Origin of the sequence: Pantoea rodasii (assembly GCF_002095465.1) — a bacterium.
Taxonomy (GTDB): Bacteria; Pseudomonadota; Gammaproteobacteria; order Enterobacterales; family Enterobacteriaceae; genus Pantoea; species Pantoea rodasii.
Genome location: NZ_MLFP01000001.1, coordinates 137,761 through 163,523, shown reverse-complemented (window position 1 = coordinate 163,523; position 25,763 = coordinate 137,761). Strand labels below are relative to the sequence as shown.

The following is a 25,763-nucleotide window of genomic DNA, read 5'->3' as shown; positions in this document are numbered from 1 at the left end:
TAAGCACACCGGGAAAAGAGGAAGCGCTATGTTAACTGTCGTTGCAGAAATCTGTGTTAAGCCAGGTCGTCGTCACGTGGTACTGGAAGCCATCAATACGCTGATTCCTACCGTGCTGGAAGAGGAAGGCTGCCATCAGTATGACGCGCTGGTCGATCATCAGGCGCAGGTGCCGTGGAAGCAAAATTCTCCGGATTCCATTTTCATGCTGGAACAGTGGGAATCGCTGCGCCATCTTGAGCAGCATCAGCAGATGCCGCACATGGATGCGCATCGCGCCACGATTAAAGATGATGTGGTGGATGTGAAGATCCTGGTGTTAGAGCCGGTTCGCTAATCACCTTGAGCCTCTGCCTGTGCAGGGGCTTTTTTATAGCATGCGATCGGCTTCGATCTTCTCGCGCAGAAAATCGAGAAAACAGGTAATCCGCGAAGTCAGGGATTGATTGCGGTAATACACCGCATGGATTGGCAGACGCAGTTCGCGAGTGTCGCTCTCCAGTACCTGGACCAAATCCCCACGCGCACGATCCTCGCGACTGACAAAATCAGAAAGGCGCGCAATGCCCTGTCCCGCTAACGCCAACTGGCGAAGCGTCTCGCCGCTGGATGCCGACAACGTCGGTTTAATCTGCAGAAACTCCCCTTCACGCTGCCAAACCGGCCAGACATTGTGCGCGTCCAACTGACTGAAGCCGAGCAGTTGATGGGCAGCCAACGCCTCAACCGTGGCAGGTTCACCGTGCTGCTGCAGATAAGCCGGGCTCGCCACTAATCGCGTGGCGCTGCTGCCCAGCACGCGGGCGCGCAGTGTAGAATCTCGCAATTCTCCCACGCGGATCGCAATGTCAGTCTGCTGCTCCAGCAGATCAATCATGATGTCGTCGGTGTTCAACTCCAGCTGAATCTGTGGATAGCGCTGACGGAATTCCGCCACCAGCGGCACAATCACGTGCAGCATAAAGGGCGCGTTAGCATTGATACGCAATCTGCCTGAGGGGATATCGCGGCGTTGGGCAATCTGCTCTTCTGCTAACTCCACCGAAGAGAGGATCTGACGCGCATGATCGAGAAAGATCAGCCCTTCCTCTGTGAGCGCGAGACGCCGCGTGGTGCGATGCATCAGTGTGGTTTGTAATTTGCTTTCCAGCCGACTCAGCGCCCGGCTGATACCGGAGCTGGTTTGATCGAGTTGATCGGCAGCAGCGGTAATCGATCCGCTGTCCACCACCGCCACCCAGGCGCGCAGCTCTTCCAGTGTGATTTTCACGTTCCTTTCCCCGGAAAAATGTTTGGCTTGCCCTAAATAACAAGGGACGCCGCAGCGTCCCATGTCATCAAGCTTCCAGGTCGGCGAGGTCGCCCTTTTCCTGTAGCCAGTTACGGCGATCTTCAGAACGTTTCTTCGCGAGCAGCATGTCCATGACGCGCAGCGTTTGCTCGACATCTTCATCGCTCACCGTCAGCTGTACCAGACGGCGGGTGTTAGGATCGAGCGTGGTCTCACGCAGCTGTAACGGGTTCATTTCACCCAGACCTTTGAAGCGCTGTACGTTCGGCTTACCTTTCTTGCGCTTCAGCTGTTCCAGCACGCCTTCTTTCTCGTCTTCATCGAGGGCGTAAAACACCTCTTTGCCGAGATCGATGCGATACAGCGGCGGCATAGCAACGTAGACATGGCCATGTTGCACCAGCGAGCGGAAGTGCTTCACAAACAGCGCGCACAGCAGCGTGGCGATGTGCAGACCATCGGAGTCCGCATCCGCGAGGATACAAACCTTGCCGTAGCGCAGCTGGCTGAGATCGTCGCTGTCGGGATCGATACCGATCGCCACAGAAATATCGTGCACTTCCTGTGAGGCCAGCACTTCATCCGATGAGACTTCCCAGGTATTGAGGATCTTACCTTTGAGCGGCATGATCGCCTGATATTCACGATCGCGCGCCTGCTTGGCCGATCCACCTGCCGAGTCACCTTCCACCAGGAACAGTTCCGTGCGGTTTAATCCTGCGCCGAACAGTCAGCCAGCTTGCCCGGCAGTGCCGGACCGCTGGTGAGCTTTTACGCACCACTTTCTTGGCGGCGCGCATACGACGCTGGGCACTGGAAATCGCCAGTTCAGCCAGCATCTCTGCCGCCTGCACGTTCTGGTTAAGCCACAAGCTGAACGCATCTTTCACGATAGCCGAGACGAATGCCGCGCACTGACGTGAAGAAAGACGCTCTTTGGTCTGACCGGCGAACTGCGGATCCTGCATTTTCACCGACAGGACATAGGCGCAGCGTTCCCAGATATCTTCCGCCGACAGTTTTACACCGCGCGGCAGAATGTTGCGGAATTCGCAGAACTCACGCATCGCATCTAACAGACCCTGACGTAAGCCGTTAACGTGGGTTCCGCCTTGCATGGTGGGAATCAGGTTAACGTAGCTTTCGGTCAGCAGTTCGCCACCTTCAGGCAGCCATAACAGGGCCCAATCCACCGCTTCGACATCGCCAGCAAAGCTGCCGACAAAGGGTTTTTCCGGCAGCGTGGGCAGACCATTTATCGCTTCGCAGAGATAATCGGTCAGGCCGCCGTGATAAAGCCAGGTTTGCTCGGTGTTGTTCACTCTGTCTTTAAAGACAATCTCCACGCCCGGACACAGCACCGCTTTGGCTTTTAAAACATGCGTCAAACGTGAAACAGAGAAACGGGGGCTGTCAAAGAAGCTTTCGTCCGGCCAGAAATGCACGCGAGTACCGGTATTACGTTTACCGACCGTGCCGGTAACCGTCAAATCCTGTACTTTGTCGCCGTTTTCGAAGGCGATGTCGTACACTTCGCCATTACGACGCACGGTGACTTCGACTCGTTTTGACAGGGCGTTAACCACCGAAATGCCCACGCCGTGCAGGCCGCCAGAGAATTGGTAGTTTTTGTTGGAGAATTTACCGCCCGCATGCAGACGACAAAGGATCAGTTCAACCGCTGGCACGCCTTCTTCGGGATGGATATCCACCGGCATACCGCGACCGTCATCGATCACTTCCAGTGACTGATCCGCATGAAGAATGACTTCCACACGTTTGGCATGACCGGCCAGCGCCTCATCGACGCTGTTATCGATCACTTCCTGGCCCAGATGGTTTGGGCGCGTGGTATCGGTGTACATCCCCGGACGACGACGCACCGGTTCAAGGCCGGTTAAGACCTCAATGGCATCGGCATTATAACTTGATTGGCTCATCGTAACTGTCTGATTAGCAATAGGAATAGGGGTCCATCTCGCAGCAATCAGGGAGCATTAAGTCCCAGAAAATCAATAATCTGCGCAAAATGGCGTTCGAATCCGATATAGGCATGATTGCCACCCTCTTCGACCGTTTGGCGGCATGCGCTGTAGTATTCCAGCGCCTGGCGGTAATCGAGCACTTCATCGCCGGTCTGTTGCAGCAGCCAGAGTAAATCGGGCGCTTCGAGAGGGTCAATCTGCATGACTTTCAGATCGTAAATGTGGCGTGACTCTAACACATATTGCTGGCCGGTGTAGGGATTACGGTTCTCGCCAAGGTAATCCACCAGCAGCTCAAACGGCCGCACGGCAGGATTTACCACCACCGCAGGCAACATAAAGCATTGTGACAGCCAGGTGGCGAAGTAGCCGCCGAGCGACGATCCCACCAGGCCCAATGGTTCGCCCGCATACTGCATCACGATTTCTTCCAACATCGTGGCGGCTTCTGCCGGGAACGTGGGCAGCTGCGGTACCAGTACGTTGATGTGGGGATGGTGCGTTTCCACCCACTGTTGCAGCTGCGTAGCTTTGGCCGATTGCGGGGAACTATTGAATCCATGCAAATAGATCAACGCCGCCATGGTTTAGTAGCCCTCGGAATCAAGATCGGGACGGAACAGATCGCTTTGCAGGCGGTTCACTTCGGTTTCCATTACGCCATCGGCTTTTAGGGTTAACCAGCGCCAACCCGGCGCGACATTATCAATCGTGAAGTTGGTGCAGTGGGGTTTGAACTGAACACAGGTAGACGGCGAAGCCAGCACGCGACGGCCGTGCCAGTCGAGATCCAGCTCCTGATGAATATGACCACATACCAAATTGCGCGCGCGCGGGAAATGCTGCAGCACCGCTTCTAATTGATGAGGGTTACGCAGGCTATGTTGATCCAGCCAGGTACAACCGGAAGCAAGCGGATGATGGTGCAACAGGACCAGCGTGTGGCGCTCAGGATGCTTGCGCAATGCTTTATCCAGCCACTCCAGCTGGTATTCACTTAACATGCCATGTGGCACGCCAAAGACCTGGCTGTCGAGCAGCACCAGTTGCCAGTGTTCACCCAGCAGTACGTGTTTGTCAGAGGCGACACCGGCATCGGCTAGCGTATCCACCATCGCGGGCTGAAAATCGTGATTGCCTGGCAACCAGACGCACGGCTTCGGCAGGCGCGTTATGCCCGCAACAAAGTGTTGATAAGCTTCGACGGTGTGATCCTGGGCGAGATCGCCGGTGGCGATAATCAAATCGTAATCGTGCTGTTGCGCCATGATGGCATCCAGCACCGCATCAAAACTCGACCAGGTATTTACCCCAAGCAGCGATTGATGTTTTCCTGCAAAAAGATGGGTATCCGTGATTTGTAAAATCCTGATATCGGCCCCATTCGCCGCAGGAAGAGTAAGCAGGCTATCCAAAGCGTTTCCTTTCTCTCCACGCCACAGTTGTTAGCTATCAGCAGACCGGCACTGCCACAGCGCCGTGCGCCAGACAATAGCGCAACCAATCCGCAAGAAACTGGTTAATCTGATGTTTTTCATCGCGCTGATGCAGTTTTTTATTAGGATAATCATAGCGCGCTTTGAAACGATAGATCTGCTGAGTGGAACACACTTCAGCGACCATCGCATCGTGGTAGAGCCTGACCGACATGGATGGCAAGCTCCAGTAACTGACCGCTGGCGCCACCTGGCGAACCTCCACCAGCGTGGTGTAACGCGTCGACTCCTGAATGGTCAGCTGATAACTGGCGCCGTTCACCTGATACATCACCGACGCGCCTGCCTCGTCATTACGCGGCAGCAGGCGACGCAGCTGGGCGAAATTGGTTTCGCACAGGCGCATCATTTCGGGAAAGTCAGGGGTATAGCGCTGTTTCATTTTAGCTTCCACTCTTGTCGTAGTTTTTCATGGTGCAATGCCAGCCATTGCAGGGCGATGACAGATGCCGCGTTATCAATAATCCCCTCTTCCACCCAGCGATAAGCCTGTTCGCGGCTCACCACATGGACAAGAATATCCTCATTCTCTTCCTCCAGCCCGTGATTTCCCTCTGCCAGGCTGGCATCCACTTCGCCCACCAGCACCGACAAACGTTCAGACGTTCCGCCTGGGCTGGCTAAGTAATTCACTATCGGTTTGACGCGTCCAACCTTGAGGCCGGCCTCTTCTACCGCTTCGCGACGCGCTACATCTTCCGGGGTTTCGCCAGGTTCAATGATGCCGGCCACCATTTCCAGCAGCCAGGGCGTTGGGCTGGAATCATAAGCCGGGATGCGGATCTGTTCGATCAGCACCACTTCGTCGCGTAAGGGATCATAGGGTAGCAGCACGGCAGCGTGTCCGCGCTCAAAAACTTCGCGTACCACCTCACCGCTCATCTCGCCATTAAAACGGCGATGGCGGAATCGGTAGCGGACGATGGAAAAAAACCATCGTAACGTGTATCGCGTGCAATAATTTCTACATCGTTTTTTGTGAAAGTCACAGGGGATTTTTTTTCTACCGCCATCATCTGGTTCCTTATGCAGATTGGGATGGAGCGAAGAAAAGCCAACCCTAGTGCTCCGTCCGAGTGGTTCTTTCTGAATTATTTACGTAAATTAGGGGAAGAAGGCACGTTCAGCCAACTTATCTCTGACGCCGCCTCTGTAGAATCGGCGATTATTTTTTGGCTTACCTGCAGCACTACCAGTGCAATTTGCTGCATCAAAAGGAATGCAAATGAAAAAACTGCTCCCACTTTTTATTGGGTTGAGCCTGGGCGGATTCAGCCTTGCCAGCCAGGCAGAAAACCTGTTGCAGGTTTACCAGCAGGCGCGCCTTAGCAACCCGGATCTGCGTGCTTCTGCCGCCGATCGCGATGCGGCCTTTGAGAAAATTAACGAAGCGCGTAGTCCTTTATTGCCACAGTTAGGCTTGGGCGCAGATTATACCTATAACAACGGTTACCGTGACAGCAGCGGTATTCATTCCAACACGACCAGCGCTTCTCTGCAATTAACACAAACTATTTTCGATATGTCGAAATGGCGTGCTTTGTCATTGCAGGAAAAACTGCCGGGATTCAAGATGTCACTTATCAGGTTGCCCAACAGGATCTGATTCTGAACACCGCAACCGCGTATTTCAATGTGTTGAAGGCGATTGATACCCTTTCTTACACGGAAGCGCAGAAACAATCGATTTACCGCGAATTGGATCAAACCACCCAGCGCTTTAACGTGGGTCTGGTGGCCATCACCGACGTGCAGAACGCCCGTGCGCAGTACGACAGCGTGCTCGCTAACGAAGTGACCGCACGTAACGACCTCGATAACGCGGTAGAGTCACTGCGTCAGATTACCGGTATGGATTATCTGGCACTGGCCTCACTGAACATCGATCGTTTCAAAACTGCCCGTCCTGACGCTGTGGCAACGCTGCTGAAACAGGCCGAAAGCCGCAACCTGAACCTGTTGTCTGCTCGTCTGAGCCAGGATTTAGCGCGTGAGCAGATTCGCTCTGCTGAGACAGGTCATATGCCAACGCTGGATCTGACCGCTTCAACCGGAATGTCTAACAGCAAATACGGCGGCAGCCGTGCTAACCAGAGTTCAGGCACGACGGATTCTATTACGGGTACCAATCAGGTTGGCCTGAGCTTCTCCCTGCCGCTGTACAGCGGTGGCTCGGTGACTTCGCAGGTGAAACAGGCGCAATATAACTTTGTTGCCGCCAGCGAGCAGTTGGAAGGCGCACATCGTAGCGCTATCCAGACCGTACGTTCATCCTTTAACAACGTGAACGCCTCAATCAGCAGCATCGATGCTTACAAGCAAGCGGTAGTATCTGCACAGAGTTCATTGGACGCCATGGAAGCGGGCTATCAGGTGGGTACGCGTACCATCGTTGATGTGCTGGATGCGACCACCACGTTGTTCAACGCCAAGCAGCAGCTTTCTGATGCACGTTACAGCTACCTGATTAACCAGCTGAACATCAAATATGCATTGGGCACGCTGAATGAGCAGGATCTGCAGTTGCTGAACAGTTCACTGGGCAAAGAAGTGACGACCGCGCCAGAAGCGGTGGCACCGGAAAACGCTCAGCAGGCTTCGAACGTGGATAATGGTCCGAAAACCACTACCGCGTCAGCCTCCGCCAAAGCCCGTCCGGCAGCGGCGCACAGCAGTGGAAATCCTTTCGGTAATTAATCCCTTAAGGGGCCGCTTGCGGCCCCTTTCGCATTCAAACGTATAACAACGTAAAGATCCCCCAGCCATCCGGCTTCGCGCTTCATTTTCAACCACTCATCACCTATCCTAAGCCCCACCTTTGGGCACAGGATGAAAATAATGAAACGGACTAAACATATTCGCCATGCTGCTTTTCGTAAAAGCTGGCAGGCACGCCATTTAACGCCAGTTGCACTCGCGGTTACCGCGGTGTTCATGCTGGCAGGCTGCGAACAAAGCGATGAAACAGTCTCGCTGTATCAAAACGCGGATGATTGCGCGAAAGCCAACCCGAGCCAGGGCGCACAGTGCACCACCGCTTATAACAATGCGGTGAAAGAAGCCGAGCGCACCGCACCGAAATACGCCACGCGTGAAGACTGCGTCGCCGAGTTTGGTGAGAACCAGTGCCAGCAGACACCTGCTCAGGCCGGTGTAGGCACCACCAACAATGCTGAGGCGCAGCAGAGCGGTAGCTTCTGGATGCCGCTGATGGCCGGTTACATGATGGGTCGTATGATGGGCGGCGGCGCGGGCTTTGCGCAGCAACCGTTGTTCTCACCGAAAACCCCGAACAGCCCAGCCAACGGTCAATTTGTTGATGCCTCGGGCAAAAACTACGGTGCCGCGAATTCTGGCCGCAGCATGAACGTGCCGAAAACCGCCATGGCCCCTAAACCGGCCACCACCTCAACCATCACCCGTGGTGGCTTTGGTGAGACCGTCGCCAAGCAAAGCACGATGCAGCGCAGCAATGCCACCAGCACCAATCGCAGCAGCACTGGCAGTAGCCGCTCGATGGGAGGCTAAGCCGTCACATGCAACGTATTGCCATCAGTGAACGCCCGGACTGGCGCGAAAAGGCCAACGAATACGGTTTCCAGTTTCATACCATGTACGGCGAACCCTATTGGTGTGAAGAGGCTTACTACCAGTTCACCCTGGCTCAGGTGGATCAGCTTGAAGAGACCACCGCAGAATTGCATCAGATGTGTTTGCAGGCGGTAGAAAAAGTGGTGAACAGTGATGAGCTGCTCACCCGTTTCTGCATTCCTAAGCACACCTGGGATTTCGTGCGTGACTCATGGAAACTGCGCCAGCCCTCGCTTTACTCACGCCTGGATTTGGCCTGGGATGGCAAAGGCGATGCCAAGCTGCTGGAAAATAATGCCGACACGCCAACCTCGTTGTACGAAGCGGCGTTCTTCCAGTGGATTTGGCTGGAAGACCAGCTTAATGCCGGTAACCTGCCGCAGGGGAGCGATCAGTTTAATAGCCTGCAAGAGAAGCTGATTGAACGCTTTGCCGCGCTGCACCAGCAGCATGGTTTTAACCTGCTGCACTTCGCTTGTTGCCGTGATACCGAGGAAGATCGTGCTACGGTGCAATACATGCAGGATTGCGCCACCGAAGCCGGTTTGCCGAATGCGTTCTTGTATATCGATGAGATTGGCTTGGGTGAAAGAGGCCAATTTACTGATGAGCAGGATCAGGTGATCAGTAACCTGTTCAAGCTCTATCCGTGGGAATTCATGCTGCGCGAAATGTTCTCCACCAAGCTGGCAGATGCCGGTGTGCGTTGGTTAGAACCGGCGTGGAAGAGCATTATCTCGAATAAAGCCCTGCTGCCGCTGCTGTGGGAAATGTTCCCAAACCATCCCAACCTGCTGCCCGCTTATTTTGCCGACGATAAAAATGCCCCGCAGATGGACAAGTATGTGGTGAAGCCGCTGTTTTCACGTGAAGGCGCCAATATTCGCATCATCGAAAACGGTCAGGAAATCGCGCGCGCAGACGGTCCGTATGGCGAAGAAGGATGATCATCCAGCAGTTCTATCCGTTGCCAAAGTTTGGCGACAGTTACACCTTGATCGGAAGTTGGCTGATTGACGATCAACCTGCCGGTATTGGTATTCGGGAAGATCGGGCGCTGATCACGCAGGATCTGTCGCGCTTCTATCCCCATACTTTTATCGAGTAAATGCTGTGCCGCCCGTTTAACACGGGCGGCCAGAGAATTATCCCACCTGCACCGAGAGCATACTGATCGCTCCCATCTCCATTCCTTCAACCGGAATGCTTAACGATTCATCGTCTGCACGTGCGCCAAGGATATACAGCAACGGCAAATAGTGTTCTGCCGTTGGGTTCGACAGTTCCGCACCTTCGTGCTGCAAATAATTCACCAACGGATGTTCGGCTGCAGCACCCGCAAAGCTTAAATTATCCCGTACAAATTCATTGAAGCTTTCTGCCCATGGATAAGCCGTTGCGGCTCCCTGCCAGCGCAGCATTCGCAGGTTGTGCACCACATTCCCGCTGGCGACGATCATCACACCATCATCACGCAATGCGGCCAGTTGGCGGCCGAGTTCAAAATGCCACTCCGCCGGTTTGGTGCCATCGATGCTCAGCTGAACCACCGGGATATCGGCTTCAGGGTACATTTTGGCCAGCACGCCCCATGAGCCATGATCAAAGCCCCATTCCTGATCGGCTTTGACGTCAACCGGCGCCAACAGATCGATCACTTGCTGTGCCAGTTCAGGCGAACCCGGTGCAGGGTAACGCACGTCAAACAGCGCCTGCGGGAAGCCACCAAAGTCATGAATGGTGCGCGGATTATTCATCGCCGTCACCGCCGTACCGCGAGTGTACCAGTGCGCCGACACCGCCAGAATGGCGCGTGGGCGCGGCAATGTTGCCCCCAAATGCTGCCATGCGCGGGTATAAATATTGTCTTCCAGTACGTTCATCGGGCTGCCGTGACCTAAGAACAGGGCGGGCATACGGTTGTGGCTCATGATAGTTCCTCTGACGAAAGTGTCGTTTTATTAGTCGCTACGATACGCGCTTTCGTACCGGGATTAACGCAGATAACGGTGATGATGTTTATCAGAAAATTTGAACAATAATTCGTCGGGTGGGCGGTAGCCAATTACCGGATTTTAGGAGGCATTTTGCGAGATAAAAAAAATCCGCAGCCTAAAAGGACTGCGGATCTTCCAATAACCATTGCTGCAACTTAGCTAGCCTGACGCGTCTCGCGCTGACGGCGATAAGCCACCAGATCTTCAATCGTCACCACTGGCATATCATGTTGTTTCGCAAACACGATCGCTTCTGGCGCGTGCGCCATGCTGCCGTCATCGTTGGTTAATTCGCACAGTACACCCGCCGATTTAAAACCTGCCAGCGTCACCAAATCAATGGTCGCCTCAGTGTGGCCTCCACGCGACAGCACGCCGCCTTCACGGGCGCGCAGCGGGAAAACGTGGCCAGGACGATTTAGATCGCTTGGTTTAGCGCCATCTGCAACGGCGGCACGAATGGTGGTGATGCGGTCTGCTGCAGAAACGCCAGTGGTGACGCCTTCTGCTGCTTCAATTGTCACCGTAAAACCGGTGCCGTAAGCGCTGGTGTTGGTCTCGACCATCATCGGCAAATCCAACTGCTGGCGGCGCTCTTCAGTGATGCACAGGCACACAATGCCGCTGCCGTGGCGAATCGTCAGCGCCATTTGTTCAACAGTCATGGTTTCGGCGGCAAAGATCATGTCGCCTTCGTTTTCACGATTTTCATCGTCCAGCACCATCACACCGCGGCCATTGCGCAGCGCATCGATGGCGCGTTCTACACGCTGTTCAGGCGTGCCAAATTCAGAAAGAAGCGTCTGATTCATGGTAAAAAACCTTATAAAAAAAATATGAGTTACCAGAACCAGGGCGTGCTTAGGAGTGCGCATAAAAAACACATGGCAAAAACGTGACGCGGGCGTAAGCCCGGCTGATGTCGTTACCCTCTCCCATCCGGACTCTAACCGTCGGCCCCGGAATTACACCGGGTCTGCTGACCTTTCACTTTGCAGCAAAAGCGCTCGCGGGCTTTCAGCCGAAGCTGATTTACCGCCGGTGGGGAATTTCGCCCCGCCCTGAGAATAAGCGAGGTCACTATAACGCCAATCATCTGGACGGGCAATCGCCAAAAGCGCAAATGCTTTTGCATTTACTGCGATGCGGAATTCAGGTTTAACCTTTTCGTTTCAGGCATTACACTTAACCTTTGTTGAGTCGGAACACGCGCTGTTATCAGCCACCGCAACCAGGAAATCATCATGATCGACACGAAAAAAATTGAACAACTGGCTCGCCAGGTACATGAAGCCATGCCAAAAGGGATTCGCGACTTTGGCGACGATGTCGAAAAGAAAATTCGTCAGGTGCTGCAGGCGCAGTTAACCCGCATGGATTTGGTTAATCGTGAAGAGTTTGATGTGCAAACGCAGGTCTTGCTGCGCACGCGTGAGAAGCTGGCCGCACTGGAACAGCGCCTGGCAAAACTGGAGAGTGAGAGCCCTGCAGCACCGGCTCCGGCGGTTGTGACGCCTGATCCAGCAGGTAAGATCGACACTCCGCAGTAAGCAGCTGACTGGCTGGGCGTACATTGCTCGCAGACAACAACAGGCGGCCTTTTGGCCGCCTGTTGCGTTAGTACCCGCTTGCCCTACGATCGCCGCTCATCACTGCGAATCGCCTGAAATCTCAGTGCTAGCCTTCAATGACTGCGAATCATCTGAAATCTCAGTGCTCGCCTTCAGTGACGACGAATCATCTGGAATCCCAGTGCTCGCCGTTAGTGGCTGCGAATAGTTTTGATGATGTTGCTGGTTGAGATACCGTCTTCAAAGTTAAGCACACGCACGTCGCCGCCGTTGGCCCAAACCTCTTTGCTGCCCGCGATATCTTCCGGCTTGTAATCACCGCCCTTCACCAGCAGATCCGGTAATACACCGGCAATCAAACGCTGCGGCGTGTCTTCTTCAAACAGCACCACCCAATCCACCGCTTCCAGCGCACCGAGCACGATCATGCGGTTTTCCTGCGGGTTAACCGGACGGGTTTCACCTTTTAAACGTTTGGTCGAAGCATCGCTGTTCACCGCAACAATCAGGCGATCGCCTAACTTGCGTGCATTGGCCAGATAAGAAACGTGGCCCGCATGCAGAATGTCGAATACGCCGTTGGTCATCACCACTTTCTCACCGCGCTGACGCGCCAGCGCAACGGCGGCTTTCAGCTCGGCTTCGGTCATCACACCAAATCCGCTATCCGGACGGGCGTGAATCGCATTTTCCAGCTCTACGGTACTCACGGTTGAAGTCCCGAGTTTACCGACCACCACGCCGGCTGCCGCGTTGGCGAGGAAACAGGCTTCTTCCAGCTATCGCCCGCTGCCAGCACCGCAGCCAGCACGCCAATCACCGTATCACCGGCACCGGTAACGTCATACACTTCCTGCGCCTGCGTTGGCAGATGTACCGGCGCTTTGCCCGGTTGCAGCAGCGTCATGCCATTTTCTGAACGGGTGACCAGCAGCGCAGAGAGTTCATAATCAGCGATCAGTTGCATACCACGGCTGACAATCTCTTCCACGGTTTTGCACTTGCCCACCACCGCTTCAAACTCAGACAGGTTTGGCGTCAGCAGGGTTGCGCCGCGATAGCGCTCGAAATCGGTGCCTTTCGGGTCGATCAACACCGGCACGTTAGCTTCACGCGCCAGCTGAATCATGGTTTGCACGCTGCTCAGCGCGCCTTTGGCGTAATCTGACAACACCAATGCACCGGCCTGCGCCAGCGATTGACGCATACGATCGTGGATCGGCTGCGGATCCACCTGCTCAAAGCCCTCTTCGAAATCGAGGCGGATCAGCTGCTGGTTACGCGAAAGCACACGCAGCTTGGTGATGGTTGGATGGCTTTTCACCGCCACAAAATCACATTCAACGTTGACCTTTTCCAGCGTTTCACTCAGCACGCGTGCGGCATCGTCTTCGCCCGTCAGACCAATCAGACGTGAGTTTGCACCCAGTGCAGCAATGTTCATCGCCACGTTGGCCGCGCCGCCTGGACGCTCTTCAATGGTATCGACTTTCACCACCGGTACCGGGGCTTCAGGAGAGATGCGGCTAGTCGGGCCATACCAGTAGCGGTCTAACATAACATCGCCAACAACCAGCACAGCGGCTTTGCCAAAAGCAGGCAGCGTAACTTTCATTCAAGAGACTCCAGACTTCGTACTACAGTCAAAATAATGCGCGGATTCTAGCATAAAAGCCTGGCGGCTCAGCTACTCCGCGCCATCAGATTCGGTGGCGGCCAGCCAGCGTTGCCAGCTGTCATGCACGGCGGCACGCTCGGTGGCAAAGGATTCCGGCGCAACATGGCCCGGAAGCTCCTGCAATGCCAGGTGGTGCAGTGCATCACGTAGCGTGACATACGCATGGGTCAGCGCCTGCGCTTCCTCTGCATCCATGATGTCCTGACGCGCCATCAACTCAAAAATACGCACATTGTCTGACCAGCGCGTCAACGCAGGCTGTTCAGCCGCGTAGCCTAAGACAAGATATTGCGCGATGAATTCAATATCGGTGATACCGCCCTCATCGGTCTTAATTTCCCAACGGCCTTTGTGCTTGTTGCTGAGGTGCGAGCGCATTTTCTCACGCATCTCACGCACTTCTCTCTGCAGCGTATGACGCTCACGCGGCAGACAAAGAATGCCGCGACGAATGTCATTGAAGCGATCGCAAAGCGCCGTCTCACCAAACACAATGCGCGCCCGCACCAGTGCCTGATGTTCCCAGGTCCAGGCTTCATTGCGCTGATACTCATCGAAGGCCGCGAAGGTACTGACCAGCATGCCCGCCGCGCCCGATGGACGTAAGCGCGCATCCACTTCATACAAGATGCCGGACGAGGTGCGCGTGCTGAACAGATGCATCACACGCTGCGCCAGCCGCAGGTAAAACTGACGGCCATCAATCACGCGCTCGCCATCGGTTTCCGCATCATCCGGACAATCATGCAGGAACACCAAATCCAGATCTGAGCTGTAACCCAGCTCCCAGCCACCCAGTTTGCCATAGCCGACCACGGCAAAACCGCGCTCGCTATCAATGGTGAGATGTGTAGGGCGGCCATAGCGCTGCACCATCATCTGCCACGCTTGCTGCACCACCGATTCGATGATGGCTTCTGCCAGCCAGGTTAAGTGATCGCTCACTTTCATCACCGGCAGCGTTTCGGCGATATCAGCAGCGGCAATGCGCAGATGCTGAGCCTGCTTGAACTGACGCAGTGCTTCCAGCTGCTGCTCTTCATCATCAGTAGGAATACGCAGCAGATACTGGCGCAGCTCATCGCGATACGCATCGGTGGCCGTCGGTTGATACAGCGTGGCGGGATCGAGCAACTCATCCAGCAACAGCGGATAACGTGCCAGCTGGCTGGCGACCATCGGCGAAGCGGCGCACAGGCGAATCAGATGGCGTAATGCGCCATGGTATTCCGTGAGCAGCTCCAGATAGGTACTGCGCGTGAGAACGCCTAACAGCAACGGCGTCAGGCGGCTGAGCACCACATCGGCATCTTCACGCGGGCAGACTTCGCTCAGCAGGCGCGGCATGAGCTGATCAAGCGCCAGACGCCCACGCGGCCCGATGGTACGGCGACTAACATCCTGGCGGAAACTGTTCAGCGATTCGTATAGCGCATGACGTTGCGCTTCATTCAGCTGCGGCACCACGGGAATGAGATCGCTCTCCTCCAGCGTGTCCTGCCACAGGCCAGCAAACTCAGCCAGCTGCGGTTGATCGTCAACGTCTGGCGCATCGTCACCAATCAGTTCATCAAAGATGCTGCGCACGCCCGCCATCTGCTGCTCAAGCTGCGCCATCAGCGCATCCCAGTCCGCCGCGCCCATCGCCCAGGCCAAACGCTGGCGATCGAGTGGGTTTTCCGGCAGCGTTTGTGTCTGCTCATCGTTGATGCTTTGCAGCAGGTTTTCCAGGCGACGCAGGAACAGGTAAGCCTCACGCAGATGTTCAACCTGTGCGGTGCTCAATAGTGCCAGTTCACCAATGGCTTTTAGCGTAGGCAGCAGGGATCGCAGCTGAAGTGAGCGCTCACGTCCACCACGAATTAACTGGAACACCTGTACGATAAACTCGGTTTCACGGATGCCGCCCGCGCCGAGTTTGATGTTGTCTTTCAGGCCACGACGCCGCACTTCACGGGCGATCATGCCTTTCATGTTACGCAGCGACTGAATCACACTGAAATCGATATAACGGCGATAGACGAACGGACGCAGCATTTGCTGCAGTTCCTGGCTCCAGTGGCCCTGATCGTCGCCCATCAGACGCGCTTTGACCATCGCATAGCGTTCCCAGTCGCGGCCCTGCTCCTGGTAATAGTCTTCCAGCGCAGCAAAACTCAGCACCAGCGGACCGCTGTCGCCAAAGGGACGCAGACGCATATCCACGCGGTAGACAAAGCCATCCACAGTGGGCTGATCCAGCACTTTAATCAGGCGCTGGCCCATGCGGGTAAAGAATTGAGCGTTATCGAGTTCGCGGCGACCGCCTTGCGTCACGCCGTTTTCCGGCCAGGCAAAGATCAGGTCGATATCAGAAGAGAAGTTGAGTTCGCCGCCGCCCAGCTTGCCCATGCCGAGGATCAACATCGGCTGCGCTTCACCGGCTTCATTGCACGGCGTGCCAAAGTCGCGGCTGCAATCCTGCCACACCCAGTCGCGTGCGGCAGCGATAAGAATCTCCGCCAGCGTGCTGAGCTGCGTCAGGCTTTGTTCTGTACTGGCGTGTTGCAGCGCCTGCATCCACGCCATACGCACCAGCATATGACGGCGGAACAGGCGCAGTTCGCGCATCAGAGAGGTTTCATTATCCACGCCCACCAGCGCCTGATTCAGCCAGCCGGTGTAATGCTGCCACTCATCTGGCGCAGGCGGTTGCTGCTGGAGCTGTTGCCACCACTCCGGATGCTGCTGCAGGTTATCAACAATAAAGTCACTAAAGGCCAGCGCGCCCGCCTGCTCTGCCGTAAAGGCAGAAGGCGACATATTCAGGCGCTCAGCCACATTAGCTAACTGCGCCTGCATCAGCGCCGGTAACGATAACAACATCTTCCCTCCCTGATTCGATTGTGCGTCAGGCTTAGCGTTTTACTCCGCTGTTCAGCCAGAACGGCGATGGCCGAATGGCCAGATTAACCAGTTGGATCAAACCGCGTTCCTGCTGCGTGTGAATGGCATGCTGCAGCTCCTGCCAACCCGCCAGCCAGACATTCACCTCTTCCGCTGGGTAAGCACCCGCCAGCAGATGCACCGCCAGCAATTGGCGATTCAGGCGCGTGGACTTGTCCTGGAATTCATTGAACAGCTGCACATCAACGAAGGTTTCACGCAAATCGGCGGCAATACGGCTGAGCATGATGTCGCTAAAGCGTTTAAACGAACTCTGCAGTTTGCTTTTGCTCTTGTCATCCAGCCAGTTGTGCCACTGTGTCTCAACTAACCAGTGAGTAAGTGCTAACTGGGCTTCGACGGAGATGGCGGAAAAACAGGCCGTTTCAGCATCAATTTCCGTATCCGCTAACAGCTCATCCAGCCGAGTGAGTTTCTGACGCAGATCGCTGCTCGCCTTGCGTGGCACCAATGCACCAAACAGCGAGAAAGCCTGACGCAAGGTTTCCAGCGCATCCATCACCGCTTCTTTGGCATCCGCATTTCCACGCAGCCACAATTCTTCGTGATACTGCCACTGGTTGAGACCGGCCGTCATCGCGTTGACCATGCCCTGCTCTACGGTGGCTTTGGCTGCGATTTTTTGCAGCGCTAGCGCACGCAGTGGACGTGCAGGATTACCCTGCGCCAACTGATAGCCGCGTGCCGCTTTGCTCAAGCTGCCAAGACGCAATCCACCGCGGGTGATCAAGGTTTCGGCGAATTTCAGCATGTCGGCGCGCTGGCCGCTTTTCAGCTCCAGCTCGACTTCATACAGCGGTTCGCTCAACTCACCTGCGGCAACGTCTCCGCGATCAAACGCCACTTCGATTTCGCTTTCGCCGAACTGAACCAGCCAGGCTTCGCGTTGGAAATGGGTGCTGAACAGGGGTTGCAGGCGTTGCTGCAATGCCGCGACATCGGTGCCTTGCGGCCAGATTTCTGCTGGCAGCTGGGCGATATCCAGCGTTGGCTCAGCGAGGTCGACGTTGTATTCCGGTCGCTGATGCAGGCCGCCCACGGTTTTCCCGGCGGCTTTCAGCGTCATTTCATAACGCTGATCCACGCCGCGGATGCGCAGGCCCATATCCCAACGACGTAACTGATTGTCATCGGTCTCAAAATAGATGTTAGTCAGCTCGCGCGCGGCGAAGTGCTGATGTGGCCACGCGGCAAGGGTTTCACCGAGTTTTTCGGCGGCTTGTGGTGTGGCAATGAACTTTAATTCGATTTCGATGGTCATAATTTTTTATTCAATACGCTGCTGGCACTTACGAGTTTAATCTGGCGAAGAGTAATGCACCGTGAGCCCGCTGTCTCCGCTTTCTTGTGCTTTTACGACCCTTTTCGCACCAGATTGAGACCAGGATAGTTCTCATTCAGATTTTTGAGAAGCGTCTCCAGACTGTGCCGGTAATTTTACGCCATTAAGAAAAACGATATCGAATGAAAAAATCACACTTGCTGCCCTTTCTTTACTGGCTTTTAGCGCCATCGCTCCCGTTCATGCTGCTGACGAAAAGCGTTACATCTCCGATGAATTATCCACCTGGGTACGCAGCGGCCCGGGCGATCAATATCGCCTGATTGGTAAGCTGAATGCCGGAGAGGAAGTCACCCTGTTGCAGGTCAACAATGATTCCCAATACGGCCAGATTCGTGATGCCGAAGGGAAAACTAACTGGATCCCGCTGTCACAGTTAAGTGCTGATCCAAGCCTGCGCACCCGCGTGCCGCAACTGGAGCAACAGGTTAAAGATCTCACCGCCAAGCTGGCGAACATCGACACCAGCTGGAATCAACGCACCTCTGAAATGCAGAACAAGGTGGCGAACAGCGATGGCACCATTGACGGCCTGAAAGCTGAGAACCAGAAGCTGAAAAATGAGCTGATCGTTGCGCAGAAGAAAGTCAGCGCCGCTAACGTTCAGTTAGATGACAAACAGCGCACCATCATCATGCAGTGGTTTATGTATGGCGGCGGCGTGTTGGGCGTTGGCTTACTGCTTGGTTTGCTGCTGCCGCACATGGTGCCGCGCCGTAAGAAAAACGATCGCTGGATGAACTAAACCACCACGCCGATTTGTTCTTTTCTTCAAGGGGATCGTAAGATGCCCCTTTTGGCGTGCCCGAATTTTAGCCAAAGTATGCAACAATAACGCAACATGCGTGCACGGCGCGCAGAATACATTGCCTCTGGAGTGGTTGAGTGAAGACGTTTCTGGTCGGCGGCGCGGTGCGTGATGCCTTACTGCGTTTGCCGGTAAAAGATAGAGATTGGGTGGTGGTCGGCGCCACGCCGGATGCCATGCTGGAACAAGGTTATCAGCAGGTTGGCCGGGATTTTCCGGTTTTTTGCATCCGCGTAGCCGTGAAGAGTATGCGCTGGCGCGCACCGAACGCAAAAATGGCAAAGGCTACACCGGTTTTGTCACCCAATTTGCGCCGGATGTGACGCTGGAGCAGGATTTGCAGCGCCGCGATCTCACCATCAATGCCATCGCACAGGCTGACAACGGTACGCTGATCGATCCTTATCACGGACAGCAAGATCTGGCGAATCGTACCCTGCGTCACGTTTCTGCCGCATTTAATGAAGATCCGCTGCGCGTGCTGCGCGTGGCGCGTTTTGCTGCCCGCTTTGCCCACCTCAACTTTCGTGTCGCGGACGAAACGCAGGCGCTGATGCGTGAGATGGCCGAGAGCGGCGAGCTGGCTCATCTCACCGCCGAACGCGTGTGGAAAGAGACCGAGAAAGCGCTGCTGACCCGCAATCCGCAGGTCTATTTTCAGGTACTGCGCGACTGTGGCGCTTTGCAGGTGCTGTTCCCGGAGCTGGATAACCTGTACGGCATTCCGGCGCCGATCAAATGGCATCCTGAGATCGATACCGGCATACATGCGCTGATGACGCTGACCCTGTCTGCCGCACTGTCAGAGGAGTTGGACGTGCGCTTTGCCACGCTGTTCCACGATGTCGGTAAAGCGCTGACGCCACCGGAAAAATGGCCGAGCCATCATGGCCACGGTTTAGCCGGTGTACCGATTGTCGAAGCGCTGTGCCAGCGGTTACGCGTGCCGAATCAGGTGCGCGATCTGGCGCTAATCGTCACCGAATTCCACGATATCGTCCACACCATTGAACGTCAGTCGGCGGAGTCACTGGTGGCGTTGTTTGATCGTATCGATGCATGGCGCAAGCCCGATCGCGTTGAAAAGATGGCGCTGACCAGCGAAGCCGATGCACGTGGCCGTACCGGAATGGAAAGCATGGCGTATCCGCAAGGCGATTATCTGCGTCAGGCGTTTGCGCTGGCTCAGGCGGTGCCAACCAAAGAGGTGGTCGCTGCAGGCTTTAAAGGTCCGGCAGTGCGGGAGGAGTTAACGCGTCGTCGGGTGATGGCAGTACAGGAAGAGTTAATCAACGTGCGGCCAGCATAACTGGCCGCACGTCGCGCTTACATGAAGATGGCGTAAACCGCCGCTGCCACGATGAAGCGATAGATAGCGAACGAGACAAACGAGATACGCTTAATCAGTTCCAGGAACACTTTGATCGCCAGCAGGGCCACGATAAAGGCGGTCACGAAGCCGACGGCGAACATCGGGAAATCCTGCATTGTCAGGAAGCCCATGCTCTTGTAGAGATCCAATCCGGTGGCGCCGATCATCATTGGCACCGCCAGAATGAACGAGAACTCTGATGCCGCATAGCGGCTCACGCCCATCAGCATACCGCCAGAAATAGTGGCACCGGAACGCGAGAAGCCCGGCCACAGCGCCAGACACTGGAAGCAACCAATCATAAATGCCTGACGATAGGTAATATCATCAATCCCCACCGCTTTTGGCTGTTTAGGTTTGAAGTATTCAGCCACCAACAGCAGCACGCCACCCACGACCAGCGCGTACATCACGTTAATCGGATTAAACAGGGTTTTGATTTGATCGTGCAGCAGCAAACCAATCACCACCGCAGGCACCATACCTAACAGGATATGGATCAGGGTTAACTTACCGGTTCCGGTGCCCTCATGTGGCTCCTTGCCGAAGTGAATACCAATCAGCCCAAACAGGCGACGCCAGAACATGACTACCACAGCTAAAATTGAACCCAGCTGAATCACCACTTCAAAGGTTTCAGCTTTATCGCCCTCGAAGCCGAGCAGATGGCCAACAATGATCATATGGCCCGTAGAAGAGACCGGCAGGAATTCCGTGAGGCCTTCCACAACCCCCAGGATTGCAGCAACCCAAAGCTGGTGAATATCTGCCATCAAAATTTTTCCTCTATCCGTTTTAAACAGTAAAAAGGCGGTCGCAAGGTGCTACCGCCTAAAATTATGCCTGCGCTACGCTGAAGGAAACCTTAAGAAAATCGGTTACTTCGCGTCCGTTAGCGCAACGGCCTCAAGTGAGACACACCATAATTTGGTTTGGTTTCACTGTGATGGCAATCACGGAGGATTTATTTAGGAATAGTCCCGCGCTCAATACGCACGCCAACGGTCGCTGCCTGGGCTACCGCGCCAGGTTTTCCCACCTTGATGCGCACGCCCGGCGTTTTGAAACGATTCATCAACAGATCGGCAATTTCTTCCGCGACGCGCTCGACTAAGGCAAAGCGCTGGCCCTGCAGATGATTGAGGATAACGTCGGTGACATCGGCATAGCTCAAACAGTCGTTCACATCGTCACTCACCGCAGCACGACGGTTGTCCCACGCCATTTCGACATCGAGCACCAGCTTCTGCTGCATGCCCTGTTCCCAGTCGTAAACGCCAATGGTGGTGAACACGGTGAGTTGTTCTATAAATACGATATCCATGATGTCAGTCTCTGTTTTTGGCTAAGCCGGATACCACTTCCGGCGGATTATGCGTATTATCCACGCTTATCGAGAACAAAACGACCCAAAAGGAACGGTACGACGCTATGAGTGCTATCGCGCTTGGTATGATTATTTTCGCGTATCTTTGCGGTTCGATTTCCAGTGCGATACTGGTTTGTAAACTCGCGCGTTTACCCGATCCGCGTACTGCTGGCTCCGGCAATCCCGGTGCAACCAACGTTTTGCGTATCGGCGGCAAAGCCGCAGCCGCAGCGGTACTGATTTTCGATGTGGCGAAAGGCATGATCCCGGTGTGGATCGCTTATCTGCTGCACGTCACCCCGATGTATCTCGGCTTAACGGCGATTGCTGCCTGCCTCGGCCATATCTATCCGGTGTTCTTCCGTTTTCGTGGCGGGAAAGGCGTGGCGACGGCGTTTGGTGCGATTGCGCCGATTGGCTGGGATTTGACGGGATTGATGACCGGCACCTGGCTGCTGACGGTGTTGCTGAGCGGCTATTCCTCGCTGGGCGCGATTGTCAGTGCGCTGATTGCCCCGTTTTACGTGTGGTGGTTTAAACCGCAGTTCACCTTCCCGGTTTCGATGCTCTCCTGTTTGATTCTGTTGCGTCATCACGACAACATTCAGCGCCTGTGGCGCGGGCAGGAAAATAAGATCTGGAAACGGAAGAAGAAGAAATAAAAAAACCGGCGCGATGCCGGTTTTTTCGTTTTAGATGGCGGGCAATTCTGCCAGCGGCCAGCGAGGTCGTACGCTGACCCCCAATCCGCCGCGCGTACCGCCTTTCAGCCGTACCATGCCCGCGTAGGCAATCATCGCGCCATTATCGGTGCAGAACTCCGGGCGGGCGTAAAACACTTCGCCACCGCGCTTTTGCATCATTTCTGCCATGCGCTCACGCAAGGTGTGGTTGGCACTGACGCCGCCGGCAATCACCAGGCGCTTAAAGCCAGTCTGTTCCAGCGCGCGTTTGCATTTGATCATCAGCGTATCCACCACCGCATCTTCAAACGCACGGGCAATGTCGGCACGCGCTTGTTGATCATCCTGATGCTCACGAATGGTGTTAGCGGCAAAGGTTTTCAGGCCTGAGAAGCTGAAATCCAGCCCTGGGCGGTCGGTCATCGGACGCGGGAATTTGAATCGGCCTGGCGTGCCCTGCTGCGCCAGGCGCGCCAGCATGGGTCCGCCGGGATAATCAAGGCCAAGCAGTTTGGCGGTTTTATCAAAGGCTTCACCGGCCGCATCGTCAACCGATTCGCCCAGCAAGGTGTATTCGCCCACGCCGGTTACGCTGATCAACTGCGTGTGACCACCCGAAACCAGCAATGCCACAAACGGGAATTCCGGTGGATTGTCTTCCAGCATCGGCGCCAGCAGGTGGCCTTCCATATGATGCACCGGCACGGCAGGTACGTTCCACGCGAACGCCAGCGCACGGCCAATCGTGGCACCGACCAACAGCGCACCGACCAGACCAGGGCCAGCGGTATAGGCCACACCATCAATCTGATTGGCTTCCAGTCCGGCTTCTTTCAGCGCGGCCTGAATCAGTGGCACGGTTTTACGCACGTGGTCACGTGAGGCCAGTTCCGGCACCACGCCACCGTAATCGGCGTGCAGTTTGACCTGGCTATATAATTGATTCGCCAACAAACCGGACGCATCGTCATAGATAGCGATGCCGGTTTCATCGCAGGACGTTTCAATACCCAGAACTCGCATAGCTTTTATCACCCTCTTCTTGCGGCGCGCAGTGTAGCACAGGGGAATCATACGCCGGACGACTTTGCCAGGAAAAAGTGTTTTTCTGTCGCACAAAGAGTGCGCTATACTCCACGGCCTGAAAAAACCGGCAGCCGCGATGGCAAATGCCTCTGTTGGTTCTAAATTGTTCATGGTGCTTTACAAGTCAGCCGCGGCTGGAGTAAAATGCTGCACCATTTTAAAAGTGCTGGCGCCGCAGTCAGCAGCAAAACCGAATTTATCGAGGTAAGAGTTACATGCCGGTAATTAAAGTACGTGAAAACGAGCCTTTCGACGTAGCACTGCGTCGCTTCAAGCGTTCTTGCGAGAAAGCAGGTGTTCTGGCGGAAGTTCGTCGTCGTGAGTTTTATGAAAACCAACGACTGAGCGTAAGCGCGCTAAAGCGTCTGCTGTTAAGCGTCACGCCAAGAAACTGGCTCGCGAAAACGCACGCCGCACTCGTCTGTACTAATTTCTTTCGGAAGTTCGCTTCCGCCGCGTGTTAAACGCAGACAGAGTCAAGTAAGAGGCCGTGCTTTCCGAAAGGAAGCGCGGCTTGTTGCCGTTTATGAGCGGAAAAACTGGGGCTTATGGCTGGACGAATTCCACGCGTATTTATCAATGACTTACTTGCCCGCACGGATATCGTGGATCTTATCGATGCCCGCGTTAAGCTGAAAAAGCAGGGTAAGAACTATCACGCGTGCTGTCCTTTTCATAATGAGAAAACCCCCTCTTTCACCGTAAGCGGTGAGAAGCAGTTCTATTACTGCTTCGGCTGTGGCGCCAAAGGTAACGCCATCGACTTCCTGATGAATCACGATCGTCTGGATTTTGTTGAAAGCGTTGAGGAGCTGGCTACGCAACACGGCTTAGAAGTGCCGTATGAAGCGGGCAACGGCCCCAGCCCGATGGAACGTCATCAGCGTCAAAGTCTGTATCAGCTGTTGGAAGGCCTCGATGGTTTCTATCAGCAAAGCCTGCGTAATCCGCAAGCGACATCTGCACAAAATTATCTCGCTACACGCGGTCTCAGCCAGGAAGTGATTGATCACTTCGCGATTGGTTTTGCGCCAGCAGGCTGGGATAACGTGCTGAAACGTTTTGGTCAGCAGAAAGAAGACCGCGAATCCTTGATGGAAGCGGGCATGCTGGTCAGTAACGATTCCGGCCGCACATATGATCGTTTCCGCGATCGCGTGATGTTCCCGATTCGCGATAAGCGTGGGCGCGTGATTGGCTTTGGTGGACGTGTACTGGGCAACGATACGCCCAAGTATCTGAACTCACCGGAAACACCGATTTTCCATAAGGGTCGTCAGCTTTACGGCCTGTATGAAGCGCAAAAGAATCATCCACAACCGGCACGCTTATTGGTTGTTGAAGGTTATATGGACGTGGTTGCCCTGGCACAGTTTGGTATCGACTATGCTGTAGCGTCATTGGGCACCTCGACCACGGCAGAACACGTTCAGCTGCTGTTCCGCTCTACCGACACGGTGATCTGCTGTTACGACGGCGACCGAGCCGGGCGCGAAGCCGCCTGGCGTACGCTGGAAACCGCATTGCCTTACATGAATGACGGTCGTCAGCTACGCTTTATGTTTTTGCCGGATGGGGAAGACCCGGACACGCTGGTACGAAAAGAAGGTAAAGAGGCTTTCGAAGCGCGGATGGAGCAGGCAATGCCGCTCTCCACGTTTTTATTCGACAGCCTGATGCCGCAGGTCGATCTGAGCACGCGTGACGGTAAAACCAAGCTGGCAACGCTGGCACTGCCGCTGATTAGCCAGATCCCCGGTGAAACGCTACGCATTTATATGCGTCAGAATTTGGGTAATAAACTCGGCATTCTTGACGATAACCAGTTAGACAAGCTGATGCCGAAGCTGGCAGAAAGCGGCGCAGCGCCAACCGCACCACCGTTGAAGCGCACCACCATGCGCGTGCTGATTGCGTTACTGGTGCAGAATCCGCAATTTGCCGCCATCGTTCCTACGTTGGACGGGCTTGAGCAGTCAAAGATGGCGGGTTTACCGCTGTTTGTGGAGATAGTCAGTCGTTGTACGGAGAATCCTGGCCTGACGACCGGACAGCTACTAGAGTTATATCGCGGGACAGAATTTAGCCAGCCCCTTGAAACGCTGGCAACCTGGAACCACATGATAGTGGATGAAGAGGCGGAAGCCGTGTTCCAGGATTCACTGGCGAGTCTTTACGACTCTGCGCTTGAACAGCGCCTTGAAGCGTTGATCGCTCGTGATAGAACCGAAGGCCTGAGCGCCGCCGAACGCCGCGAGTTTTGGGCACTAAGCCAGGCATTAGCGAAAAAATAAGATTTTTACCAAGCCAGAACGTTGAAGGCTGTTAAAGCCGCCGTTTTGGTTTGATCGTTCGGTTCGGTTTTAAGCGCACCGTACGAGGGCCGTCGGCGTCGAAGCCAGTTTCGTTACCGCCAGCGCGCAGCAACCGGAGCGTACTGAAGTACGTGAGGATGACTCGCGAAGCTCGCCCCTCCGGGGCCGCCCTGAAGGGCGTTCAAGTTGCTAAAGCAACTTGTGCGAGCACTGCCGGGGACGGAAATGGCGAG

Annotated in this window: 18 protein-coding genes, 6 pseudogenes and 1 riboswitch; of the genes and pseudogenes, 10 read left to right on the top strand and 14 right to left on the bottom strand. The window is 55.0% G+C overall.

Going from position 1 to position 25,763, the window contains the following annotated elements:
* Nucleotides 1–28: 28 nt before the first annotated feature.
* Nucleotides 29–337: a putative quinol monooxygenase gene (locus tag HA45_RS00805; protein WP_100703378.1), complete on the top strand. Its 309-nt coding sequence runs from the start codon at nucleotides 29–31 to the stop codon at nucleotides 335–337.
* Between the two features lie 33 nt (nucleotides 338–370).
* Here the strand turns inward: HA45_RS00805 and HA45_RS00800 are convergent, their stop codons facing one another.
* The 6 genes and pseudogenes from HA45_RS00800 to nudF form a co-directional block, all read right to left on the bottom strand.
* The gene (locus HA45_RS00800) at nucleotides 371–1,270 is read right to left on the bottom strand and encodes a LysR substrate-binding domain-containing protein (RefSeq protein ID WP_100703377.1); all 900 of its coding nucleotides are present in this window, start codon (nucleotides 1,268–1,270) and stop codon (nucleotides 371–373) included.
* Between the two features lie 67 nt (nucleotides 1,271–1,337).
* Nucleotides 1,338–3,231, bottom strand: a pseudogene (parE, locus tag HA45_RS00795) (DNA topoisomerase IV subunit B).
* A gap of 47 nt (nucleotides 3,232–3,278) precedes the next feature.
* Complete coding sequence (gene yqiA / locus HA45_RS00790; RefSeq protein ID WP_100703375.1) at nucleotides 3,279–3,860, bottom strand: esterase YqiA; 582 nt, start codon at nucleotides 3,858–3,860, stop codon at nucleotides 3,279–3,281.
* A gap of 3 nt (nucleotides 3,861–3,863) precedes the next feature.
* On the bottom strand, nucleotides 3,864–4,691 hold the full coding sequence (gene cpdA / locus HA45_RS00785; RefSeq protein ID WP_100703374.1) for a 3',5'-cyclic-AMP phosphodiesterase: 828 nt from the start codon (nucleotides 4,689–4,691) through the stop codon (nucleotides 3,864–3,866).
* A gap of 37 nt (nucleotides 4,692–4,728) precedes the next feature.
* Nucleotides 4,729–5,154 (bottom strand): DUF1249 family protein, encoded by a 426-nt coding sequence (locus HA45_RS00780; protein ID WP_100703373.1) that lies wholly within the window; start codon nucleotides 5,152–5,154, stop codon nucleotides 4,729–4,731.
* On the bottom strand, nucleotides 5,151–5,768 hold the full coding sequence (gene nudF, locus HA45_RS00775) for an ADP-ribose diphosphatase (RefSeq protein ID WP_244563359.1): 618 nt from the start codon (nucleotides 5,766–5,768) through the stop codon (nucleotides 5,151–5,153). The genes HA45_RS00780 and nudF overlap by 4 nt, the downstream gene beginning before the upstream one ends.
* Before the next feature lie 229 nt (nucleotides 5,769–5,997).
* On the opposite strand from nudF, the pseudogene tolC reads away from it, so the two are divergent.
* The 3 genes and pseudogenes from tolC to HA45_RS00755 all read left to right on the top strand — a co-directional run bounded on the left by tolC (nucleotide 5,998) and on the right by HA45_RS00755 (nucleotide 9,471).
* A pseudogene (gene tolC / locus HA45_RS00765) lies at nucleotides 5,998–7,469 on the top strand (outer membrane channel protein TolC).
* 141 nt (nucleotides 7,470–7,610) lie between these two features.
* Nucleotides 7,611–8,300, top strand: a complete 690-nt coding sequence (locus HA45_RS00760) for a DUF1190 family protein (protein ID WP_100703369.1) — start codon at nucleotides 7,611–7,613, stop codon at nucleotides 8,298–8,300.
* Nucleotides 8,301–8,308: 8 nt separating this feature from the next.
* Nucleotides 8,309–9,471, top strand: a pseudogene (locus HA45_RS00755) (glutathionylspermidine synthase family protein).
* A gap of 37 nt (nucleotides 9,472–9,508) precedes the next feature.
* Here HA45_RS00755 and ygiD read toward each other — a convergent pair.
* Both ygiD and ribB read right to left on the bottom strand, forming a co-directional pair.
* The gene (ygiD, locus tag HA45_RS00750; RefSeq protein WP_100703367.1) at nucleotides 9,509–10,294 is read right to left on the bottom strand and encodes a 4,5-DOPA-extradiol-dioxygenase; all 786 of its coding nucleotides are present in this window, start codon (nucleotides 10,292–10,294) and stop codon (nucleotides 9,509–9,511) included.
* 221 nt (nucleotides 10,295–10,515) lie between these two features.
* Nucleotides 10,516–11,172: a 3,4-dihydroxy-2-butanone-4-phosphate synthase gene (gene ribB, locus HA45_RS00745; protein ID WP_100703366.1), complete on the bottom strand. Its 657-nt coding sequence runs from the start codon at nucleotides 11,170–11,172 to the stop codon at nucleotides 10,516–10,518.
* Nucleotides 11,173–11,283: 111 nt separating this feature from the next.
* Nucleotides 11,284–11,433: riboswitch (FMN riboswitch) on the bottom strand.
* Between the two features lie 171 nt (nucleotides 11,434–11,604).
* On the opposite strand from ribB, the gene ubiK reads away from it, so the two are divergent.
* The gene (ubiK, locus tag HA45_RS00740; protein WP_034828368.1) at nucleotides 11,605–11,910 is read left to right on the top strand and encodes a ubiquinone biosynthesis accessory factor UbiK; all 306 of its coding nucleotides are present in this window, start codon (nucleotides 11,605–11,607) and stop codon (nucleotides 11,908–11,910) included.
* Between the two features lie 212 nt (nucleotides 11,911–12,122).
* Here the strand turns inward: ubiK and hldE are convergent.
* The 3 genes and pseudogenes from hldE to HA45_RS00725 all read right to left on the bottom strand — a co-directional run bounded on the left by hldE (nucleotide 12,123) and on the right by HA45_RS00725 (nucleotide 17,816).
* A pseudogene (gene hldE, locus HA45_RS00735) lies at nucleotides 12,123–13,546 on the bottom strand (bifunctional D-glycero-beta-D-manno-heptose-7-phosphate kinase/D-glycero-beta-D-manno-heptose 1-phosphate adenylyltransferase HldE).
* 72 nt (nucleotides 13,547–13,618) lie between these two features.
* Nucleotides 13,619–16,474: a bifunctional [glutamate--ammonia ligase]-adenylyl-L-tyrosine phosphorylase/[glutamate--ammonia-ligase] adenylyltransferase gene (gene glnE / locus HA45_RS00730; protein WP_100703364.1), complete on the bottom strand. Its 2,856-nt coding sequence runs from the start codon at nucleotides 16,472–16,474 to the stop codon at nucleotides 13,619–13,621.
* 31 nt (nucleotides 16,475–16,505) lie between these two features.
* Complete coding sequence (locus tag HA45_RS00725) at nucleotides 16,506–17,816, bottom strand: CYTH domain-containing protein (RefSeq protein WP_100703363.1); 1,311 nt, start codon at nucleotides 17,814–17,816, stop codon at nucleotides 16,506–16,508.
* Nucleotides 17,817–18,012: 196 nt separating this feature from the next.
* On the opposite strand from HA45_RS00725, the gene HA45_RS00720 reads away from it, so the two are divergent.
* On the top strand, nucleotides 18,013–18,642 hold the full coding sequence (locus HA45_RS00720; protein ID WP_128598855.1) for a TIGR04211 family SH3 domain-containing protein: 630 nt from the start codon (nucleotides 18,013–18,015) through the stop codon (nucleotides 18,640–18,642).
* 140 nt (nucleotides 18,643–18,782) lie between these two features.
* Nucleotides 18,783–20,014 (top strand): annotated as a pseudogene (locus HA45_RS00715) (multifunctional CCA addition/repair protein).
* Nucleotides 20,015–20,031: 17 nt separating this feature from the next.
* On the opposite strand, the gene bacA reads toward HA45_RS00715, so the two are convergent.
* A complete protein-coding gene (gene bacA, locus HA45_RS00710) occupies nucleotides 20,032–20,850 on the bottom strand; it encodes an undecaprenyl-diphosphate phosphatase (RefSeq protein WP_100703360.1) in 819 nt (272 codons plus the stop codon).
* A gap of 191 nt (nucleotides 20,851–21,041) precedes the next feature.
* Nucleotides 21,042–21,401, bottom strand: a complete 360-nt coding sequence (gene folB / locus HA45_RS00700) for a bifunctional dihydroneopterin aldolase/7,8-dihydroneopterin epimerase (RefSeq protein ID WP_100703359.1) — start codon at nucleotides 21,399–21,401, stop codon at nucleotides 21,042–21,044.
* Between the two features lie 107 nt (nucleotides 21,402–21,508).
* Between folB and plsY the strand changes: the two genes are divergently transcribed.
* Nucleotides 21,509–22,108 (top strand): glycerol-3-phosphate 1-O-acyltransferase PlsY, encoded by a 600-nt coding sequence (plsY, locus tag HA45_RS00695; protein ID WP_034828352.1) that lies wholly within the window; start codon nucleotides 21,509–21,511, stop codon nucleotides 22,106–22,108.
* Between the two features lie 30 nt (nucleotides 22,109–22,138).
* Here plsY and tsaD read toward each other — a convergent pair whose 3' ends face one another.
* Nucleotides 22,139–23,152 carry a tRNA (adenosine(37)-N6)-threonylcarbamoyltransferase complex transferase subunit TsaD gene (tsaD, locus tag HA45_RS00690; protein ID WP_100703358.1) on the bottom strand — a complete coding sequence of 338 codons (1,014 nt, stop codon included), beginning with the start codon at nucleotides 23,150–23,152 and terminating at the stop codon, nucleotides 22,139–22,141.
* A 278-nt stretch (nucleotides 23,153–23,430) separates the two neighbouring features.
* On the opposite strand from tsaD, the pseudogene rpsU reads away from it, so the two are divergent.
* Both rpsU and dnaG read left to right on the top strand, forming a co-directional pair.
* Nucleotides 23,431–23,645 (top strand): annotated as a pseudogene (gene rpsU / locus HA45_RS00685) (30S ribosomal protein S21).
* Between the two features lie 118 nt (nucleotides 23,646–23,763).
* Entirely contained in the window at nucleotides 23,764–25,509 is a 1,746-nt protein-coding gene (gene dnaG, locus HA45_RS00680; protein ID WP_100703357.1) for a DNA primase, read from the top strand.
* The last annotated feature ends 254 nt before the right edge of the window (nucleotides 25,510–25,763 follow it).

Coding starts and splice junctions, on each gene's coding strand:
- HA45_RS00760 (WP_100703369.1), top strand. CDS start 7,611: ATGAAACGGACTAAACATATTCGCCATGCTGCTTTTCGTAAAAGCTGG.
- yqiA (WP_100703375.1), bottom strand. CDS start 3,860: ATGGCGGCGTTGATCTATTTGCATGGATTCAATAGTTCCCCGCAATCG.
- folB (WP_100703359.1), bottom strand. CDS start 21,401: ATGGATATCGTATTTATAGAACAACTCACCGTGTTCACCACCATTGGC.
- HA45_RS00805 (WP_100703378.1), top strand. CDS start 29: ATGTTAACTGTCGTTGCAGAAATCTGTGTTAAGCCAGGTCGTCGTCAC.
- ygiD (WP_100703367.1), bottom strand. CDS start 10,294: ATGAGCCACAACCGTATGCCCGCCCTGTTCTTAGGTCACGGCAGCCCG.
- dnaG (WP_100703357.1), top strand. CDS start 23,764: ATGGCTGGACGAATTCCACGCGTATTTATCAATGACTTACTTGCCCGC.
- ribB (WP_100703366.1), bottom strand. CDS start 11,172: ATGAATCAGACGCTTCTTTCTGAATTTGGCACGCCTGAACAGCGTGTA.
- bacA (WP_100703360.1), bottom strand. CDS start 20,850: ATGGCAGATATTCACCAGCTTTGGGTTGCTGCAATCCTGGGGGTTGTG.
- plsY (WP_034828352.1), top strand. CDS start 21,509: ATGAGTGCTATCGCGCTTGGTATGATTATTTTCGCGTATCTTTGCGGT.
- glnE (WP_100703364.1), bottom strand. CDS start 16,474: ATGTTGTTATCGTTACCGGCGCTGATGCAGGCGCAGTTAGCTAATGTG.
- HA45_RS00725 (WP_100703363.1), bottom strand. CDS start 17,816: ATGACCATCGAAATCGAATTAAAGTTCATTGCCACACCACAAGCCGCC.
- tsaD (WP_100703358.1), bottom strand. CDS start 23,152: ATGCGAGTTCTGGGTATTGAAACGTCCTGCGATGAAACCGGCATCGCT.
- ubiK (WP_034828368.1), top strand. CDS start 11,605: ATGATCGACACGAAAAAAATTGAACAACTGGCTCGCCAGGTACATGAA.
- HA45_RS00780 (WP_100703373.1), bottom strand. CDS start 5,154: ATGAAACAGCGCTATACCCCTGACTTTCCCGAAATGATGCGCCTGTGC.